Below are 15,623 nucleotides of genomic sequence, written 5' to 3' on the forward strand. Positions count from 1 at the left end.
AGCTCCGCGAGCGCGGCGCCGGGGCGCCACCTGCCGTCGGTTCCCCGCCGCAGCAGGCGGTGCACCTCGAGCCCGACCGCGAGCCTGTGTGCCGTCGCGCGGGGGAGGCCGGTCCGCGTGCAGAGCTCGGCCAGCCCGCACGGCTCCTTGGCGACCGCCTCGAGCACGGCCATTGCCTTGTCTAGTACGCCGATGCCGCTATGCTGTCCCACGTCTCGATATTATGTTCCCGATATGTGGGAAGTCCAGTCTCCCGGATCGTGGAACGCGAAAGTCGATTGGTGAATCCACATGGCGAAGACTCTTGCCGAGAAGGTCTGGGACCAACACGTCGTTCGGCGGGGCAGCGGCGCCGAGCCGGACCTGCTCTACATCGACCTCCATCTCGTCCATGAGGTCACGAGCCCGCAGGCGTTCGACGGCCTTCGGCTCGCGGGCCGCGGCGTGCGCCGGCCGGAGCTGACCATCGCGACCGAGGACCACAACGTCCCCACGGACCTGATGCTCGACCCTGCAAGCAGGTCTTCGGCAGGCATCGAGCTCTCGATCGCCGACCCGGTCTCCAAGACCCAGGTGGACACGCTGCGCAAGAACTGCGCGGAGTTCGGCGTCCGGCTGTACCCGATGGGTGACGCGGAGCAGGGCATCGTGCACATCATCGGCCCGCAGCTGGGACTCACCCAGCCCGGCACGACCGTGGTGTGCGGCGACAGCCACACGTCGACGCACGGCGCCTTCGGCGCGCTTGCGTTCGGCATCGGTACCTCCGAGGTCGAGCACGTGCTCGCCACGCAGACCCTGCCGCTGCGCCCGTTCCGGACGATGGCGATCAACGTGGACGGCGAGCTGCGGCCCGGCGTCACGGCGAAGGACGTCATTCTCGCGGTCATCGCGCGGATCGGCACCGGCGGCGGCCAGGGCTACGTGTTGGAGTACCGCGGCCCGGTCATCGAGCGGCTGTCGATGGAGGCGCGGATGACCGTCTGCAACATGTCCATCGAGGCCGGCGCCCGCGCCGGCATGATCGCCCCCGACGACACCACCTTCGCGTACCTGAAGGGCCGTCCGCACGCGCCGGCCGGCGCGGACTGGGACGCCGCCGTCGCCGCGTGGCGCGAGCTGCGCACCGACGAGGACGCGACGTTCGACGCCGAGGTGCACATCGACGCGAGCGCGCTCACCCCGTTCGTCACCTGGGGCACGAACCCCGGCCAGGGTTTGCCGCTGTCCGAACGGGTTCCCGACCCCGAGCGGATCGCCGACGAGAACGAGCGCCGGACGGCGGAGAAGGCACTCGCTTACATGGACCTCACGCCGGGCACGCCGCTGCGGGACATCCACGTGGACACGGTGTTCCTCGGCTCGTGCACGAACGGCCGGATCGAGGACCTGCGGGCCGCCGCGGAGGTCCTGCGGGGCCACAAGGTCGCCGAGGGCGTCCGGATGCTCGTGGTGCCCGGCTCGATGCGGGTGCGCGCCGCCGCGGAGGCCGAGGGGCTGCACGAGGTCTTCACCGACGCGGGCGCCGAATGGCGGTCGGCGGGCTGCTCCATGTGTCTGGGAATGAACCCTGACCAGTTGGCGCCGGGGGAGCGCAGCGCGTCCACATCGAACCGCAACTTCGAGGGCCGGCAGGGCAAGGGCAGCCGGACGCACCTGGTGTCGCCGCTGGTCGCGGCCGCGACGGCGGTGCGCGGCACGCTCTCCTCGCCCGAAGACCTGAGCTGAAAGGGACAAGACGACCATGGAACCCTTCACCACCCACACCGGCGTCGGTGTCCCCCTGCGCAGGTCCAACGTGGACACCGACCAGATCATCCCCGCCGTGTACCTCAAGCGGGTGACGCGGACCGGGTTCGAGGACGGACTGTTCGCCGCGTGGCGTGGCGACGACCACTTCGTGCTGAACCTTGCGCCCTTCCGTGCGGGCAGCGTCCTGGTTGCTGGCCCCGACTTCGGCACCGGGTCCTCCCGGGAGCACGCCGTCTGGGCGCTGTCCGACCACGGCTTCCGGGTGGTTGTCTCCGCACGGTTCGGGGACATCTTCCGGGGCAACGCGGGCAAGCAGGGGCTGCTCGCGGCGCAGTGCTCCCAGGCGGACGTCGAGCAGCTGTGGAAGGTGCTCGAGACCGAGCCGGGCACCGAGGTCACGGTGGACCTCCAGGACAAGACAGTGCGCGCCAAGGACTTCGTCGCGCCGTTCCACATCGACGACTACACCCGCTGGCGGCTGCTCGAAGGGCTCGACGACATCGCCCTGACACTGCGGTACGAGGACGCCGTCGGCGCCTTCGAAGGGGGTCGGCCGAGTTGGAAGCCGACCACCACCTCTACACTCCCGTCCTGATGGCCGCCGAATAGCCGCCACGCAACAGAATCCGGTCCCCCGTGCGGGGAAATTGGGCGAGTCGCGTGGAAATTGTCGCGATATAGGCATACGGTGGCCAGAAGTCGGCCGGTTTGGCCGAGAACGCAAGTGTGGTCAACACGGAGGACTGAAGGGTGAACAAGGCCCAACTCATCGAGGCGCTCTCGGATCGCCTCGGCGACAAGAAGGCCGCAGGCGCTGCGGTCGATGGTCTCGTCGACGTGATCGTGCGTACGGTCAACAAGGGCGAGAAGGTCAACATCACCGGCTTCGGTGTGTTCGAGAAGCGCGCGCGTGCGGCCCGCACCGCACGCAACCCGCGCACCGGCGAGACGGTGCGGGTCAAGAAGACGAATGTGCCCGCATTCCGTGCCGGCACGACGTTCAAGGACGTCGTGAGCGGTGCGAAGAAGCTGCCCAAGGTCGCCGCGACGCGTTCGGCTGCCAGCCGCACCGCGTCGTCGACCCGCACCGCTGCCGCCCGCCCGGCGGCGAGCCGTGCAGCCGCGACGACCCGGACCCGGGCCACCGCAGCAAAGCCGGCGACGCGGGCCACGGCAACGCGGGCCGCGGCGGCGAAGACCGCCACCCGGGCAACGGCGGCGAAGCCCGCGACGCGGGCCACCGCGGCCAAGACCACCGCCAAGAAGGCCACCCCGGCCAAGGCGACCCGGTCCACGGCAGCGAAGACGACCGCTGCGAAGTCGACGGCCAAGAAGGCTCCGGCCAAGGCAACCGCGAAGGCGACCGCCAAGGCCCGCCCCGCCGCCAAGAAGACGACGACGCGCAAGAAGTAGTGCGGGAACGGTAGAAGGCCACCCACCACATCGGTACTTGGTGGGTGGCCTTCACTGTGTCCGGCTCCGCGGGGACACCCGCGATCCTGAGAAGTCCTTAGGGTTTGGGAATGTAGTCGGCCGCCACCAGCCGCGGGCCGCCGTCCGAGACGAAGAACAGCGCCCACACGCTCGCCTTCTTGCTCTCCACCCGGCCCAGCTCGACTCCCGCGGCACCGGCCACTCGGGACACCAGGTCCGGAATCACGCCGCCCTGGCTGCACACGACCGCCGTGCCGTCCTCGCCCGCGATCTCGAGCAGCCGCGCCACCGCCGCCTCCTCGTGGCCCGCGTAGGCCTCCTCGGACAGCAGCGGTTCGTCGTCCACCGGCACTCCGGTCGACTCCGCCGCCGGCCGCACCGTCTGCACGCAACGGACCAACGGCGCCGCGTGTGCCCGCGAGACTCCGTACAACGCACACAGGGCGGTGACCGGCGGCACCTGGTGCCTCCCGTTGGACGACAGGGGACGCTCGGCGTCCGGGCCCGTCCACTCCCGGCGGCTGCCCGCCTTCGCGTGCCGAACGAGCAACAGCGTCGTCGCGTCGTGCGGCAGCGCGGTGAACGCCGACACGATGTCCGCGTCGTGCGCGTAGCTCAACAGGTCGCGCGCCGACTCGGGGACGACCCAGCGCACTTCGTCGACCTCGTCGTTGGGCTCGAACGAACCGTCCAGCGCCCGCGCGGCGTAGTACTCCACGACCTTGGTCGCCGGCTCGGGGCGGGTGACCGGGTACCGCGTGCGCCCGAGATGGCGGCCGAGCGCGACGCGAAACCCGGTCTCCTCGGCGACTTCCCGCGCCGCGGCGACCCGGGAGCTCTCGCCCCGCTCCAGCTTTCCCTTGGGCAGGCTCCAGTCGTCGTACCTGGGCCGGTGCACGAGCACGATCTCGGCGCTCTTGCCGGTGCGGTCGCCTTCGTCCGGCCGCCACACGACCGCCCCGGCGGCCGCGACCTCTCCCGCCATTCGTTAGCCCTGCGCCTGATGCAACGTCAGCATCTGCGTCTGGTGGTCGCGCACGGACGAACCGTCCGCCGGGGACGCCGACCACTCGCCGGTCTGCTCGAGCACCCAGCACCGGGTCGCCGGATCGAGGGCCGAGTCGAACATCGCGTCCAACTGCGCGGTGAGCTTCTCGTCGGTGATCCGCACCTGCACCTCGACACGTCGGTCGAGGTTGCGGTGCATGAGGTCCGCGCTGCCGATCCAGTGCTCGTTCGAGCCGACGAAGTGGAACACCCGCGAGTGCTCGAGGAAGCGGCCGAGGATCGAGCGCACCCGGATGTTCTCCGACAGCCCGTCGATCCCCGGCTTCAGCGCGCAGATGCCGCGCACCACGACGTCGACCTCGACGCCGGCCTGGGAGGCGCGGTACAGCGCGTCGATGACCTGTTCGTCCACCAACGAGTTGATTTTGATGCGCACCCCGGCGGGCCGCCCGGCGCGCAGGTGCTCGACCTCGCGCTCGATCTGCTCCACGATGCCGCGCCGGATCCCGTACGGCGCCACCAGCAGGCTGCGGTACTCGTCCTGGCGCGCATAGCCGGTCAGCACGTTGAACAGGTCGGTGAGGTCCGCGCCGATCGACGGCTCGGCGGTGAGCAGGCCGACGTCCTCGTAGAGCCGCGCGGTCTTCGGGTTGTAGTTGCCGGTGCCGATGTGGCAGTAGCGCCGGATGACCGAGCCCTCCTGCCGCACCACGAGCGCGGTCTTGCAGTGGGTCTTGAGACCCACCATGCCGTACACCACGTGCACGCCCGCCTTCTCCAGCGTGCGGGCCCACTTGATGTTCGCCTGCTCGTCGAAGCGCGCCTTGATCTCCACCAGCGCCACGACCTGAATGCCTGCCTCCGCCGCGTCGATGAGCGCCTCGACGATGGGGGAGTCACCCGAGGTGCGGTAGAGCGTCTGCTTGATCGCGAGCACCTTCGGGTCGTTCGCCGCCTGCTCGATGAACCGCTGCACGCTCGTGGAGAACGAGTCGTACGGATGGTGCACGAGCACGTCGCCCTCGCGCAGCGTCGCGAACACGCTCTTGGGCGTCTCCCGCTCACCGAACGCGGGATGGGTCGCGGGCACGAACGGCGCGTCCTTCAGCTCGGCGCGGTCGACGCCGTAGAGCTGCCACAGGCACGACAGGTCGAGCAGCCCCTGCACCACGACCACGTCGTGCGGGTCCACCTCCAGCTCGCGCAGCAGCAGCTCCATCATGTGCTCGCTCATGTCGTCGGCGACCTCGAGGCGCACCGGCGGGCCGAACCGGCGTTGCGCGAGCTCACGCTCCAGCGCCTGCAACAGGTCCTCGTCCCGGTCCTCCTCGACCTCGAGGTCGGCGTTGCGGGTGACCCGGAACGCGTGCACCTCGGTGACCTGCATGCCGGCGAACAGATCGCCGAGATGCGCCGCGATCAGCTCCTCCAGCGGCAGGAAGGTCGCCGCCGTGTCGCCGCGCTGGTGGTCGATCGGCACGAGCCGGGAGACGTTGTTGGGCACCTTGACGCGGGCGAACCGCTCGCCGCCGCCCGTCGGGTCGCGCACGGTCACCGCGAGGTTCAACGACAGCCCGGAGATGTAGGGGAACGGGTGCGACGGGTCGACCGCGAGCGGGGTGAGCACGGGGAAGATCTGCTCGCGGAAGTACCGGGTCAGCCGCTCGTGTTGGTCACCGGTCAGCTCGGCCCACTTGGCGATCCGGATGCTCCGCTCGGCGAGGGCGGGCCGCAGCCGCCGCTCCCAGGCGACCGACTGCTGTTCGACGAGCTCCTGGTTTCGCTTGGAGATGTAGGCCAACTGCTCGCGCGGGGTGAGCCCGTCGGCGCTGCGCACGGACAGGCCGGTCTCCTCGCGGCGCTTCAGCCCGGCGACCCGGACCATGTAGAACTCGTCGAGGTTGGACGCGAAGATCGCGAAGAACTTGGCGCGCTCGAGCAGCGGCTGCGACGCGTCCTCGGCCAGTGCGAGCACCCGGGCGTTGAAGTCCAACCAGGACAGTTCGCGGTTGAGATACCGGTCGTCGGGCAGCTCCGGGAGGTCGGTCTCGGCGACACTTGGCGTGACCGCGGGTGGCGCGGACGGCACGCCGCGAGGCTCCGGCGTGGTCGGTGAACCATCGCCGGCGAACTCGTCGGTGACCGGGGGCGGCGTGCCTGGTTGCTCCATGCTCTCGGTGCTCACAGCCTCATTGTCCAGCAATTACGGTCGGATGGGCGACCCCTGCCGGGGCCATCTCGTGAACTTTCCCGTCTGCCCTGCGAGGGAGGCGGTTCTGGGGCCGAGGCCGAGGTCGGCGGCCGCCAGGAGATCGTCGGCGGTGTCGACATCACAGCGCAGGGAGTCCGAGCCGGCGCCGACCGGCATCGCCCCGCTCGCGGCGTGCGCGGCCGCCGAGCCGACCCCGAAGCGCGGCTCGAGCGGCCCGCCGGCGGCGGACAGCAGCAGCGTCGTGCCGGTCCCGGACCGGTCGGCGCAGAACGCCCGCCGGCCCTCGGCCGCGGCGAGCGCCTCGGCCAACTCCTTCGAGCGCAACGCCGGCAGGTCGGCCTGCAGCGCGCCGACCACGCCGCGCCCGCTCCCGTGCCCACTGCGCTCGCGCAGCAGCCCGGCGCCGAACGACAGCGCCGCGTTCAGCCCGGGCAGCCCGCGCTCGTCGACGCACTCGACGTCGGTACCGCGCAGCGCCTCGGGCACCCGGGCGTCCTCGCAGACGACCAGCACCCGCCGCACGCCCTCGGCGTCCGCGGCCGCGGTGACCGTGTCCACCAGCAGCGAGAGCACCAGCTCGGCGTGTACACCGTCGACGGTGCCGCGCAGCCGCGACTTCGCCCGGTCGAGCCGCTTGATCGGCACCACCAGGTCGGCGGGGAGTTCGAAGGCCACGCCTCCATCGTGCAGGAGGCCCCGGACCGGCGCCGCGCGGCCGGGGCATACTCACGATGCAACGGAGCGAGGAGGAACAGGTGCCGCGGCGAATCGAGAAGAGCGGGTTCTGGGTGTGGATGACCGCTGTGATCTTCTACCCGCTCGCGTGGCTCGGGAAGATGTCGACCACCGGCGCCGAGCACATGCGACGCCCGGGCGGGGTGTTGCTGGTGATGAACCACGTCTCGCACATCGACCCGGCCATCGACGCCGTGTTCGTGCACCGCAACGGCCGGGTGCCGCGGTTCCTCGCGAAGGAGAGCCTGTTCAGCACGCCGGTGTTCAAGTACCTGATCCGCGGCGCCGGCAGCATCCCGGTCGCGCGGCGCTCGGCGGGCGCGGCGAACAGCCTGTCGGCGGCGAACGACGCCCTGCGCGCGGGTCGGCTCGTGGTGATCTACCCGGAGGGCACGATCACCAAGGACCCGACCGGCTGGCCGATGCGCTCCCACACCGGCGCCGCGCGGCTCGCGCTGGAGAACGACGTGCCGGTGCTCACCGCGGCCCGGTGGGGCACCAACTTCATCCTCGACGGCTACGCCAAGAAGTTCCGCCCGTTCCCGCGCAAGCGGCTCCACGTCGACGTGTCCGAGCCGGTCGACCTGTCGGCCTACCGGGGCCGGCCGGTCACCAACGAGCTGCTCCGTGAGGTCACCGACCTGCTGATGGGCCGGATCAAGGCGCAGCTCGCGGAGATCCGGGAGGAGCCGGCGCCCGACGGGTTCTTCGTGCCGTCGCGGGCGGCGCGCCAGGACACTCCGGCCGACAGCCCGATCGATGATGCCTGAGCTGGGCCCGGTCGCGGTCTTCGGCGCCGGTTCGTGGGGCACGACCTTCGCGAAGGTGCTGGCCGACGCGGGTAGCGAGGTGCGGCTGTGGGCCCGCCGGCGCGAGGTCGCCGAGACGATCGCGGCGGACCGGGTGAACCCCGACTATCTGCCGGACGTCCGGCTGCCCGCGAGCCTGAAGTCCACTTCGGACCCACGGGTCGCGCTGGACGGCGCCGACGCCGTGGTGCTCGCGGTGCCGAGCCAGAGCCTGCGGCACAACCTCACCGCGTGGCGGGCCCTCATCGACCCGTCGGCGACGCTGATCAGCCTCGCGAAGGGCGTCGAGCTGGGCTCGCTCAAGCGGATGAGCGAGGTCGTCGTCGAGGTGCTCGGCGTGCCGGAGAGCCAGGTGGCGGTCGTGTCCGGACCGAACCTGGCCAAGGAGATCGCCGCCGAGCAGCCGACCGCGTCGGTCGTGGCGTGCACCGATCACGACCGGGCGGTCGCCGTGCAGCGGGCGTGCAGCACCGGCTACTTCCGGCCCTACACCAACACCGACGTGGTCGGCTGCGAGCTGGGCGGGGCCTGCAAGAACGTGATCGCGCTGTCCTGCGGGATGGCCGGCGGGCTGGGGTTCGGCGACAACACGCTCGCGACGCTGATCACCCGCGGCCTGGCGGAGATGTCCCGGCTCGGCGTCGCGTTGGGCGCCGACCCGATGACGTTCGCCGGGCTCGCCGGCCTGGGCGACCTGGTGGCCACGTGCTCGTCGCCGCTGTCACGCAACCGCACGTTCGGCGGGCGGCTCGGCCGGGGCGAGTCGATGCAGCAGGCGCAGGCGGCGGCGCACGGTCAGGTCGCCGAGGGCGTCAAGTCCTGCTCGGCGATCCGCGAGCTGGCGCTGCGGCACGGTGTCGAGATGCCGATCACCGAGGTCGTGCACCGGGTCTGCCACGACGGCTTCGACCCGCGGGAGATGGCCGGCGAGCTCATCGGCCGCAAGACCAAGCCCGAACGCTGAGCTCGCCTCAGGCCACTTCGAAGACCATGATCGGGTCCGTCGTCGGCTGGTCGGAGCCGCCGGTCGGCTCGATCGTGATGCCCACCTGCCGCGCCGCGTCGATGCCGTCCACCGCCAGGCTCGCCCGGCCGGCCGCCGGCACGATCAGGCCTGCCGAGGCGATCTTCTCGCCGATCTTCCACGCCTGGTAGTCGTGCCCGCTCGGGGCCGGCGGCAGGTCGTCGGTCAGCAGCAGCATCTGGTTGGTGGACGGCGACATCAGCGCGGTCATCCGACCGGTGGACGCGTCGCCCTGGTTGAGGACCTGGGCGTCGCCCGCGCGGACGATCTCGGCGATCGCGGCGGCCTGGGTGTCGACCTCCTGCTGGGCGTTCTCCGCGTTGACCAGCAGCACGCCGAGCACACCGGACACCACGAGCAGCACGGCGGCCGCCGCGGCGGACAACCGCAGTGCCCACGGCGAGGCCGGGCGGCGCAGCGGCACGACCGGGGCCTCCGGCGGCACCTGGCGCACCTCGCGGATCTGCGCCATGACCGAGGCCTTCAGCCGCGGCGGCGGGGTGGTGGCCACCGCGGCGCCGAGCCGGCTCGCGGTCTCCCGCAGCTCGGCCACCTCCTGGCGGCACGCGTCGCAGTCGCCGAGGTGCCGCTCGAAGACCTGCCGCTCGTCGTCGGACACCGCGTCGAGTACGTAGGCGCCGGTGAGGGCGTGCACGTCCGCGTTCATCAGGCCACCCCCAGGCAGTCGCGCAGGCGGATGAGCCCGTCCCGCAGCCGGGTCTTGATCGTGCCGAGGGGAGTGCCCAGCAGCTCGCCCACTTCCTTGTAGGTCCGCCCGCCGTAGTAGGCGAGCAGCACCGACTCCCGCTGCAGGTCGGTGAGCGAGGAGAGGCAGCGGCGCAGCTGCTCCTGCTCGAAGCGCGCGCTCACCTGCTCGGCGACCTCGTCGAACGGCCGGCTGACGTCGCGGCGGCCGACGTGCTGCTCGCGGTCGGCCGCGGCCTGCGCCGAGCGGACGCGGTCGACGGCCCGCCGGTGCGCGAGCGTCATCGCGAACGTCAGCACGCTGCCCCGCTCGGGGGAGTAGCGCGCGGCCGTGCGCCACAGTTCCACCATCACCTCCTGCGCCACCTCCTCCGACTGCGCCGGGTCGCGGACGATGCGCCGGATCGCCCCGTACAGCGGGCCGATCAGCACGTCGTACAGCCGCTCGAAGGCCGCCTCGTCGCCGCGGGACACCCGCGACATGAGGTCGGCCGGGTCGGGAGCCGCCGCGGGATCCTCGCGGACCCGCCGAGCCCGAGCGCCCATCGCAACTCCACTCTCGTTCGCCATCCTCGGCATTCGGAGCGACCACGCCGATGGATTGGTTCAGCGTCCCACGGAGTGAATTCACTTGACCCCGCCGGGCTCGCGACTGTTTTCTACACCTCGTGTCGACGAGTGTGCGCAACCGGCGGCGGGGCTACCTCCAGCTCCGCCGGGTAGCCAGCGCACTGTGTCCGGCTTGGTGACCGAGCCGCCGACCCGTCACACCTCCCGAGAAGGCAATCCCGCATGTTCGCCGTGCCCGAGAACACCGTCGCGTCCGCCGAGACCGCGCCGACCGTCCACCCCGCGCTGATCGCCCGCGAGTACGCGGCCGCCCGCGAGCGGTGGGCCCACCTGCTGCGCTACGACCCGGACGAGCGCTACACCGCGCTCGTGCACCGCACCCCCGACCAGGAGGTGTGGCTGATGAGCTGGCTGCCCGGCCAGGGCACCGACCTGCACGACCACGGTGCGGCCACCGGTGCCTTCACGATCGTCTCCGGCGAGCTCACCGAGCACGTGCTCCACCGCGGCGTCACGCACGAGCTCGGCGTCGGCCAGTCCCGCGTGTTCGGGCCCGGCTACGTGCACCGGGTCCACAACGCCGGCCCCGACCCGGCGGTCAGCCTCCACGTCTACCGCGCGGTGCGGACGATGCGTGGCGTCGAGCCGCTCTCTCGCGTGTCCTAGCCGCGTCCTTCGCGAAACGGCGCCGGCCGCGCGGTGACATGCCCCGGAACGTCCACACCGGACGGAAGCTCGGGGCAGGGCAGCGGCTCGCCCCAGGTCTGGTGCAGCGGCAGCACGCCGGCCCACGCCAGTCCGTTGCGCTCCGGGGTCAGGTCGTCCTCGTCCTCCCCGGGTGGGCCGGAGCGGATCTTGACCGCCGCCTCGGCGAGGTCCAGCGCCAGCACGGCGGTCTTGGCGAACTCCTGCTTCGACGGTTCCCTGGCGTAGTCCCACTGGCCGGGCGCGAGGTGGTTCGTGAGCACGGCCAGCGCGGCGAGCTTCGCGTCCCGGTCGATGAGCTGCCGTGCCACGCCGTGGATCGTGGCGGACCGGTAGTTGACCGAGTGGTGGAACACGGCCCGGCTGTAGACGATCCCGTCCAGCAGCGTGACGTTCACGCAGACCTCGGCGCCCTCGGCCGCCGCGCGCAGGCTCGCCGCGCCGGTCGAGCCGTGCAGGTACAGCACCTCGCCGTCGCGGGCGTACCCGGTCGGGACGACGACCGGGGCGCCGTTCGCGACGAACGCGAGGTGGCAGATCAGGCCGGCGTCCAGCACGGCGTACAGCGCGGACCGGTCGGTCACCGCCCGGTCCTTGCCGCGGCGGATCGTGCTCCGTTCGGTGGGGGAGAGTGTCTCGGTCACGTCCCCATGGTGCCGGGGACAGTGGCACTCTGGAAGGGCCACGAGTTGTCGAATCCGGAAGGCCACTTCCATGACGGAGACGCCCGCGCTGCCGGTGACGCTGGACCGCGCCTCGGCCACGCCGCTCGCCGTGCAGCTCGCCGAGCAGCTCCGCGCGGCCGCGGGCGAGGGCCGGCTGCGCAGCGGCGACCGGCTGCCGTCCACCCGCGCGCTGGCCGCCGAGCTGGAGGTCAGCCGCACGGTGACCGCGGCGGCCTACGAGCAGCTGCACGCCGAGGGCTGGATCGCGGGCCGGCACGGCTCGGGCACGTACGTGACGACCGAGCCGCCCGGCTCGCTGCGCTCGAACACGAGGCCGGTGCGCCGGGACGCCGCCACGGACACCGCCCTGGACCTGACGCCGGGCTCGCCGTGGGCGGGCGGCATCGACACCGCGGCGTGGCGGCGGGCCTGGCGCGCGGCCGCGCACGTGGCGCCGATGGTTCGGCCCAACCGCGCCGGGCTGGCGAGCTACCGCGCCACCGTGGCCGAGCACCTGTTGCGCCACCGCGGACTGCGGGTCGGCACGCTGTCCGGTCAGGACGGTCACGAGGCGTTGCTCGCCACGTCCGGCACGAGCACGGCGGCCGCCGAGCTCGCCGCCGGCGTGCTGCACCCGGGCGACGTCGTGGCCGTCGAGGAACCGGGCTACCAGCGCGCGGTCGGCGCGCTGCGGGCCGCCGGGCTGCGCGTGGTGCCGGCCCCGGTGGACGCCGACGGCCTGCTGATCGACTCGGTGCCGGCCACGGCGAAGGCGGTCTACTGCTCGCCGGCCCACCAGTACCCGCTCGGCGGCCGGATGTCCGCGGGGCGCCGGGTGGCGCTGGTCGAGCGCGCCCGGGAGCGCGGCTGGCTCGTCATCGAGGACGACTACGACGGCGAGCTGCGCTACGACGTGGCGCCGCTGCCGCTGCTCGCCGCGCTCGCCCCGGACGTCGTCGTGCACCTCGGCACCACCAGCAAGATCCTGACGCCGACCCTGGGCGTCGGCTGGATGGTCGCGCCGCCCGCGGTCGTCGCCGCGGTCCTCGCGCACCGCGACCACACGGGCAGCGGCCCAGCGGCGGCCGGCCAGCTGGTCGTCGTCGAGTTCGCCCGGGGCGGCGACCTCGGCCGGCACCTGCGCCGGCTGCGCCGCGAGCTGTCCGAGCGGCGCTCGCTCGTGGTGGACGCGCTGGTGCGGGGCGGCGTGCCGGTGCTCGGCGACGAGGCGGGCGCACACGTCGTGGTGCCGGTTTCCTCGGCGGAGGCGGAGCGTGAGCTGGTCCGGCGCGCGCTGGGCCGCAGGCTGCTGCTCGACGGCCTGGCCAGGCATCATGTGGGCCGCGCACGGTGGTTCGGCATCGCGCTCGGCTACGCCGCGTGCTCCCGCGAGGAGCTGCGCGAGGCGCTGCCGGTGCTGGTCGAGCTGGTGCGCACGGGAACCCTGACCGCCGGCGGGTAGGGTCGGGCGCCATGGCCAGCCAAGAGCGCATCCGTGTCGCGGTCGTGTTCGGCGGACAGAGCACCGAGCACTCGGTGTCCTGCGTGTCGGCGGCGAGCGTGCTCGCGAACCTCGATCCCGCGCGCTTCGAGGCACTTCCGGTCGGCATCACGCGCGAGGGCTCGTGGGTCCTCGGCCCGGCCGACCCCAAGACGTTGGAGATAGAAGGCCGCACGATGCCGACGGTCACCTCCGGCACCGCGCTGACCCTGCCGGCCGACCCGACCGCGGCGAACCTCGTCGTGCTCGAGCGGGGCCGCGAGGGCGAGGTGCTGTCCGGGGTGGACGTCGTGTTCCCGGTGCTGCACGGCGCCTACGGCGAGGACGGCACGATCCAGGGGCTGCTCGAGATGGTCGGCCTGCCCTACGCGGGCGCCGGCGTGCTGTCGAGCGCCGTGGTGATGGACAAGGAGTTCACCAAGAAGCTGCTCGCCGCGGAGGGCCTGCCGGTCGGCCGGTACGAGGTGCTGCACCGCGGCGAGGGCACGCTGTCCGCCGCGCAGCGTGACCGGCTCGGCCTGCCGGTGTTCGTCAAGCCGGCGCGGGCCGGCTCGTCCACCGGGATCACGAAGGTCACCGACTGGTCCGAACTGGACGGTGCGGTGGCGAAGGCGCGGGAGATCGACCCGAAGGTGCTCGTGGAGTCCGCGATCGTGGGCAGCGAGGTGGAGTGCGGCGTGCTGGAGTTCCCGGACGGGCGCGTCGAGGCGTCGCTGCCGGCCGAGATCCGGATCACCGCGGGCGGTCCGGACTGGTACGACTTCGAGGCGAAGTACCTCGACGACGTCTGCGAGCTGGACATCCCGGCGAAGCTCGACGACGAGGCGACCGACCGGCTGCGCGCCATGGCGGTCGAGGCGTTCCGCGCGCTGGACTGCCAGGGCCTGGCCCGCGTCGACTTCTTCGTCGGCCCGGACGGCACGCTGATCATCAACGAGCTCAACACGATGCCCGGCTTCACCCCGACGTCGGCCTACCCGAAGATGTGGGCGGTCACCGGGGTCGACTACCCGACGCTGCTGTCCACTCTGATCGACACGGCCGTCGCGCGCGGGACCGGACTGCGCTAGCCGCGGGCCCGGACCGGCTGCGCGGGCAGCGTGCCGACGGCGGCCGAGACGTCCTGCAGCGGACCGGTTCCGGTGCCGTCGGGCACGGTGAGCGCGACGTAGACCGCGCGGTCCACGACGTACCAGGTGGTGGCGCCGGCGCCGGTGACCGGCAGCCAGCGGACGCCGGAGATCTCGCGCAGCGCGGCGGTGGGAGTCAGCTCGGCGGGCGGGGCGAGCCCGCAGCGCAGCACGAGCGGCTCGCCGCGCTCGCCGCCCCAGGCGGTCGTCGCGGGCGGTCGCGGCTTCGCGATCGGCAGTGTCCGCAACGTCTTCCCGTTGTCCGGCAGGGTCGCCGGCAGCGCCTCGATGAGCGCGGCGCACGGCGCGGACCTCGCCTCCGGCGCGTCCACGCCGACCACAGCCAACGGTCCGGTGCGGGGCGCGGTCGTGTGGTCGGCCTGCTCGGTAGGTTGGTCGCTGCCGGAGCTCAGCACCAGGCTCGCGACCACGATGCCGACCGCCAGCAAGGCGACGATTCCGACGGCGAGCCGCAGCGTCGTCGGGGTCAGGGGATCGTCGGACACGGCCCCACTAGAGCACGTCTCAGAGGTGCACCACCGGGCAGGTGAGGGTACGAGTGATCCCGTCCACGTTCTGGATCCGGGCGACCACGAGCTGGCCCAGCAGGTCGACGTTGTCGGCCTCGGCGCGCACGATCACGTCGTAGGGGCCCGTGACATCCTCGGCGGTGGTGACACCGTCTATCTCCGCGATCTTGGCGGCGACCGCGGCCGCCTGGCCGACCTCGGTCTGAATCAGGATGTATGCGTGGACCACGGCGCGCCCCTTCGTGTCGAGCAGCCCTCAAGAGGTAGGAACGTGAGCAGCAAAAGGTACCGCAGTTCTCGATCGTTTGGGGATCCGACTGTCGGAGGTGGTCATGAACGGTGACCGTGGTAGGTCGTCGCACGACCCGCCGGAGACGGTCGCGGACGTCGGCGAGTTCGCGCTGATCGGGCGCGTGACCGCCGGTCGCACCCAGCCACCGACCACGCTGCTGGGGCCCGGCGATGACGCCGCCGTGGTGGCCGCCGGCGACGGCCGGGTGGTCGCGACGACCGACGTCCTCGTCGAAGGCGTGCACTTCCGGTTGGACTGGTCGACGCCGGAACACGTTGGGCAGAAAGCGGTTGCGGTCAACCTGGCCGACATCGCCGCGATGGGCGCGGTGCCGACCGGGCTGCTCGTCGGGCTCGCCTGCCCGAAGGCGACGGACGCCGCGGTCGTCGAGGGCCTCGCGGCGGGAATGTGGAAGGAAGCCGTGCGTGCCGGCGCGGGCGTCGTCGGCGGCGATGTCGTCGGCGCGGACCAGATCGTGATCTCCATCACCGCGCTCGGCGACCTGCAGGGGCGCGCGCCGGTGACGCGGGGCGGCGCGATGCCGGGCGACG

The 15,623-nt window shown here is 72.3% G+C and carries 18 protein-coding genes; 9 read left to right on the forward strand and 9 right to left on the reverse strand.

The genetic code is table 11. The features are described 5' to 3' along the window. Positions 1-212, reverse strand: a 212-nt coding sequence (locus ACRDSK_RS23525) for a helix-turn-helix domain-containing protein (protein WP_431443405.1), incomplete at its 3' end; no start/stop codon positions are given. A gap of 79 nt (positions 213-291) precedes the next feature. Between ACRDSK_RS23525 and leuC the strand changes: the two genes are divergently transcribed. The 3 genes from leuC to ACRDSK_RS23540 all read left to right on the forward strand — a co-directional run bounded on the left by leuC (position 292) and on the right by ACRDSK_RS23540 (position 3,165). Then, the gene (gene leuC, locus ACRDSK_RS23530; RefSeq protein WP_431443406.1) at positions 292-1,728 is read left to right on the forward strand and encodes a 3-isopropylmalate dehydratase large subunit; all 1,437 of its coding nucleotides are present in this window, start codon (positions 292-294) and stop codon (positions 1,726-1,728) included. 16 nt (positions 1,729-1,744) lie between these two features. Beyond that, positions 1,745-2,347: a 3-isopropylmalate dehydratase small subunit gene (gene leuD / locus ACRDSK_RS23535; RefSeq protein ID WP_431443407.1), complete on the forward strand. Its 603-nt coding sequence runs from the start codon at positions 1,745-1,747 to the stop codon at positions 2,345-2,347. A 155-nt stretch (positions 2,348-2,502) separates the two neighbouring features. After that, positions 2,503-3,165, forward strand: a complete 663-nt coding sequence (locus ACRDSK_RS23540) for an HU family DNA-binding protein (RefSeq protein WP_431443408.1) — start codon at positions 2,503-2,505, stop codon at positions 3,163-3,165. Between the two features lie 97 nt (positions 3,166-3,262). Here ACRDSK_RS23540 and ACRDSK_RS23545 read toward each other — a convergent pair whose 3' ends face one another. The 3 genes from ACRDSK_RS23545 to cofC are packed head-to-tail and all read right to left on the reverse strand — an operon-like array spanning position 3,263 to position 7,081. Beyond that, positions 3,263-4,171, reverse strand: coding sequence for an NUDIX hydrolase (locus ACRDSK_RS23545; RefSeq protein ID WP_431443409.1), 909 nt, complete (start codon positions 4,169-4,171; stop codon positions 3,263-3,265). Positions 4,172-4,174: 3 nt separating this feature from the next. Then, the gene (locus ACRDSK_RS23550) at positions 4,175-6,364 is read right to left on the reverse strand and encodes an RNA degradosome polyphosphate kinase (protein WP_431443421.1); all 2,190 of its coding nucleotides are present in this window, start codon (positions 6,362-6,364) and stop codon (positions 4,175-4,177) included. Positions 6,365-6,397: 33 nt separating this feature from the next. Continuing rightward, complete coding sequence (cofC, locus tag ACRDSK_RS23555) at positions 6,398-7,081, reverse strand: 2-phospho-L-lactate guanylyltransferase (RefSeq protein WP_431443410.1); 684 nt, start codon at positions 7,079-7,081, stop codon at positions 6,398-6,400. A gap of 119 nt (positions 7,082-7,200) precedes the next feature. Here cofC and ACRDSK_RS23560 point away from each other — a divergent pair, with 119 nt between their 5' ends. Together ACRDSK_RS23560 and ACRDSK_RS23565 are read left to right on the forward strand one after the other, a co-directional pair. After that, entirely contained in the window at positions 7,201-7,911 is a 711-nt protein-coding gene (locus ACRDSK_RS23560; RefSeq protein ID WP_431443422.1) for a lysophospholipid acyltransferase family protein, read from the forward strand. Then, positions 7,904-8,914 (forward strand): NAD(P)H-dependent glycerol-3-phosphate dehydrogenase, encoded by a 1,011-nt coding sequence (locus tag ACRDSK_RS23565; protein WP_431443411.1) that lies wholly within the window; start codon positions 7,904-7,906, stop codon positions 8,912-8,914. The genes ACRDSK_RS23560 and ACRDSK_RS23565 overlap by 8 nt, the downstream gene beginning before the upstream one ends. 7 nt (positions 8,915-8,921) lie before the next feature. On the opposite strand, the gene ACRDSK_RS23570 is transcribed toward ACRDSK_RS23565, so the two are convergent. Continuing rightward, positions 8,922-9,641 (reverse strand): anti-sigma factor, encoded by a 720-nt coding sequence (locus ACRDSK_RS23570; protein WP_431443412.1) that lies wholly within the window; start codon positions 9,639-9,641, stop codon positions 8,922-8,924. After that, positions 9,641-10,225, reverse strand: coding sequence for an ECF RNA polymerase sigma factor SigK (gene sigK, locus ACRDSK_RS23575; protein WP_431443413.1), 585 nt, complete (start codon positions 10,223-10,225; stop codon positions 9,641-9,643). Before sigK ends, ACRDSK_RS23570 begins: the two co-directional genes overlap by 1 nt. 246 nt (positions 10,226-10,471) lie before the next feature. Between sigK and ACRDSK_RS23580 the strand changes: the two genes are divergently transcribed. Next, on the forward strand, positions 10,472-10,915 hold the full coding sequence (locus ACRDSK_RS23580) for a cysteine dioxygenase (protein ID WP_431443414.1): 444 nt from the start codon (positions 10,472-10,474) through the stop codon (positions 10,913-10,915). Here the strand turns inward: ACRDSK_RS23580 and ACRDSK_RS23585 are convergent. Further along, a complete protein-coding gene (locus tag ACRDSK_RS23585) occupies positions 10,912-11,598 on the reverse strand; it encodes a pyridoxamine 5'-phosphate oxidase family protein (protein WP_431443415.1) in 687 nt (228 codons plus the stop codon). The two genes, ACRDSK_RS23580 and ACRDSK_RS23585, sit on opposite strands and share 4 nt — an antisense overlap. 70 nt (positions 11,599-11,668) lie before the next feature. Here ACRDSK_RS23585 and ACRDSK_RS23590 point away from each other — a divergent pair, with 70 nt between their 5' ends. Next, positions 11,669-13,081, forward strand: a complete 1,413-nt coding sequence (locus ACRDSK_RS23590; protein ID WP_431443416.1) for a PLP-dependent aminotransferase family protein — start codon at positions 11,669-11,671, stop codon at positions 13,079-13,081. Between the two features lie 11 nt (positions 13,082-13,092). Next, positions 13,093-14,190, forward strand: a complete 1,098-nt coding sequence (locus tag ACRDSK_RS23595; RefSeq protein WP_431443417.1) for a D-alanine--D-alanine ligase family protein — start codon at positions 13,093-13,095, stop codon at positions 14,188-14,190. Here the strand turns inward: ACRDSK_RS23595 and ACRDSK_RS23600 are convergent. Continuing rightward, positions 14,187-14,756: a DUF3515 domain-containing protein gene (locus ACRDSK_RS23600; protein WP_431443418.1), complete on the reverse strand. Its 570-nt coding sequence runs from the start codon at positions 14,754-14,756 to the stop codon at positions 14,187-14,189. The two genes, ACRDSK_RS23595 and ACRDSK_RS23600, sit on opposite strands and share 4 nt — an antisense overlap. 19 nt (positions 14,757-14,775) lie before the next feature. Further along, positions 14,776-15,009 carry an Lrp/AsnC ligand binding domain-containing protein gene (locus ACRDSK_RS23605; RefSeq protein WP_431443419.1) on the reverse strand — a complete coding sequence of 78 codons (234 nt, stop codon included), beginning with the start codon at positions 15,007-15,009 and terminating at the stop codon, positions 14,776-14,778. 103 nt (positions 15,010-15,112) lie between these two features. Here ACRDSK_RS23605 and ACRDSK_RS23610 point away from each other — a divergent pair. After that, positions 15,113-15,623, forward strand: a 511-nt coding sequence (locus tag ACRDSK_RS23610) for a thiamine-phosphate kinase (protein ID WP_431443420.1), incomplete at its 3' end; no start/stop codon positions are given.

Source organism: Actinophytocola sp. (assembly GCF_050699915.1).
Classification (GTDB): Bacteria; Actinomycetota; Actinomycetes; order Mycobacteriales; family Pseudonocardiaceae; genus Actinophytocola.